Annotated in this window: 3 protein-coding genes; all 3 read right to left on the bottom strand. The window is 68.2% G+C overall.

The window, feature by feature from the left end; genetic code table 11:
* Window positions 1–846: M20/M25/M40 family metallo-hydrolase (locus tag WC493_RS23270; RefSeq protein WP_373069039.1), on the bottom strand; the 846-nt coding region annotated here is incomplete at its 3' end.
* A 37-nt stretch (window positions 847–883) separates the two neighbouring features.
* A complete protein-coding gene (locus WC493_RS23265) occupies window positions 884–1,303 on the bottom strand; it encodes a hypothetical protein (protein ID WP_373069037.1) in 420 nt (139 codons plus the stop codon).
* Window positions 1,304–1,310: 7 nt separating this feature from the next.
* On the bottom strand, window positions 1,311–2,732 hold a 1,422-nt coding region (locus tag WC493_RS23260), incomplete at its 5' end, for an APC family permease (protein WP_373069035.1).

The following is a 2,732-nucleotide window of genomic DNA, read 5'->3' as shown; positions in this document are numbered from 1 at the left end:
GTCGGCGATGCTGCCGGCGCCGACAAGGTCCACGCCGTCGAGCACGCCGGCGTCGACGCGAAAGGCGGCCTCGTCGTACGGCGCGCCGTCGTACTCGACGACGTCGAGCCCCTTCACGGCCACCGTACCGTCGGCGTCGTGCAGCGTCGCGATCATGTGCGTCAGGGCGATGAGCGCGTCTGGCGCCGGGCCGCCGAACATGCCGCTGTGCACGGCGCCCTCGAGGGTTTCGACCTCCACGTCCAGGGCGGCCATGCCGCGCAGCGACGTGGTCAGCGTGGGTACGCCGATGCTGTAGTTGCCGACGTCTGCGATGACGATGACGTCGGCCTTCAGCAGGTCGGCGTTGGCTTTGACGAACTCCTCGATGCCGCCCTGGCCGCTCTCCTCCTGGCCCTCGATGAGAACCTTGACGCCCACCAGGCAGTCGGCGCCGAGCGCCGCGAGGGCGCCGACGTGCATGATGATGCCCGATTTGTCGTCGGCGGCGCCGCGGCCGTAGAGGCGGCCGGCGCGCTCCGCGGGCGCGAAGGGCGGGCTCGTCCAGGCCTCGTCCGGACCCGCCGGCTGCACGTCGTAGTGCGAGTACAACAGAACGGTGGGCGCGCCTGGCCGCGCCGGCCGCGCCCCGAACACCGCCTGCGGCGCGCGCGCGACGTCGGCCATCCGCACCTCCGGCAGGCCGGCCTTCTTCAAGAGCTCCGCCACGGCCTGGCCGGCCTGCGTCACCGGCTCCTCGGGGAAGTCCTCGAAGGCCACCGACGGCAGGCGCACGAGGCGCTCCAGATCGGCGCGCAAGCCGGGCATGAGCCCGGCGACGGTCTGGCGTAGCGCGTCCGCGTTCATGCGGTCTCCTTCTCGGGCGTCGGCGCGCCCGCGTGTGTCATTGCGTCGTCCCGAACTTGAGGCCGTCGAGGAACTCCCTGTACGCGGCCAGCTTCTGAGGTGCGTACACCTCTAGGACGATCACCCCGGCGCTCAGCAGCTTCCCGTCGAGGATCACCGAGCGGCTGGCCGGGCCGGCGTTGCCGAACTGCATGGCCAGCTCGGCCTCGAGCAGGCCGCTTCCGACCTGCTCGGCAAACGCTCCGCCGTCGGTACCGAAGAGCTCGACGATGGTGTCCTCCTCGGATGCCGTGAACCCGGCCGCCTCGAGCTTGGTGATCAGCTCCCGCGCCTTGGCGTGCGCCTCCCGGTTGTCCTGCTCATGCCTGCGTACGGCGACTCCGGCGGCCATCAGCGCCACGATGACCACGACGATCGTCACGTAGATCCAGGTGTGTGACTTCTCTTGCACCGTCATCACCTCCTCAGCCCTTCTGGGACGCGTCGGGCTCCGGGACGGCTACTTTCCAGCCCGGCTTGCGGATCCTGAGGAAGAGGAAGGGCACGACGAGGCCGATGAGCACCACGCCGCCGAGAATCATGAAGAAGTAGACCACCGGGCTGCCGCCTCCGAACTGCGAGGGCGGCACGAAGCCGATGGCGAAGGCGAGGACCGACGCCACCAGCCCGACGACGGCGAGGACCGGCAGAATGGGCGCCCGGTAGCCGCGGGGATGGTCGGGCTGATTCTTGCGCAGGCGCATCGCGGCGATGAACATCAGCACGTACATGATCAGGTAAACCTGCGTGGTGATGGCCGAGAAGATCCAGTACACGCTCTGCACGTTGGGGACGAGCGCGAAGAGCAGGGCGATGACGCTGACGATGGCGCCCTGCGCGAACAGGATGTTCACCTGGATGCCGTGCTCGTTGACCTTCTGGAAGAACGGCGGCAGATAGCCCTCCTGGCGGCCAATCTGCAGGAGGCCCTTGGACGGGCCGGCGAGCCATGCCATCATGCCGCCGAGCGCCGCGGTGATCAGCATGATGCCGAGGATCGGCGTGAGCCAGGCCACGTCGAAGTACGTGAAGAAGGCGGTGAAAGCCTGCATCACGCCGGCCGTGAGCGTGAGCTCTTTGGCCGGCACGACCCAGCTGATGGCTACGGCCGGCAGCACGAAGATGACGACCACCAGACCCATGGCGAGGAACATCGCCTTGGGGAACTCCTTGGCCGGGTTCGCCATGCTCTTGACGTGCACGGCGTTGACCTCCATGCCCGCATACGAGAGGAAGTTGTTGACGATAAGGACGAGGCTGGCGAGGCCGGCGAACTGCGGCAGGAGTGCGCTGGCGTTCATGGGCGCCGAGCTGGGGTTGCCCTGGATCAGGTAGATGACGCCGAGGATCACGAGCGCCGTGCCGGGGATCGCCGTGCCCAGGAGCATGGAGCTGCTCGACAGCCTGGCGACGAGGCCGACGCCGCGCATGCTCACCATCGTCGAGACCCAGTAGACGACGATGATCACCACGGCGGTGTAGTAGCCGTTGCTGGCCAGGCTCGGCATGAAGACGTAGGCGAGGGTGCTGGCCACGTAGGCGAGCAGGCTGGGGTAGTAGGTGAGCGTCATCGCGAACTGCGTCCAGATGGCGACGAAGCCCGCCTGCGGCGTGATGCCCTGGCGGACCCAGTTGTACACGCCGCCGTCCCAGCCGGAGGCCAACTCGGCGGCGACCAGCGACGTGGGCAGCAGGAAGACGATGGCGGGGAGCGCGTAGAGGAAGATGCACGCCAGCCCGTAGACGGCCATGCTAGGGGTGTTACGGATGCTCGCCACGGCCGAGACCGTCATGAAGCACATGGTGAGCCACGTGATCGTTTTGGCCGACGGCAGCGCCGCCGCTTT

The organism is Zavarzinia sp., from assembly GCF_041650655.1.
Taxonomy (GTDB): Bacteria; Pseudomonadota; Alphaproteobacteria; order Zavarziniales; family Zavarziniaceae; genus Zavarzinia.
This window is presented reverse-complemented; position numbering and strand designations above follow the sequence as displayed.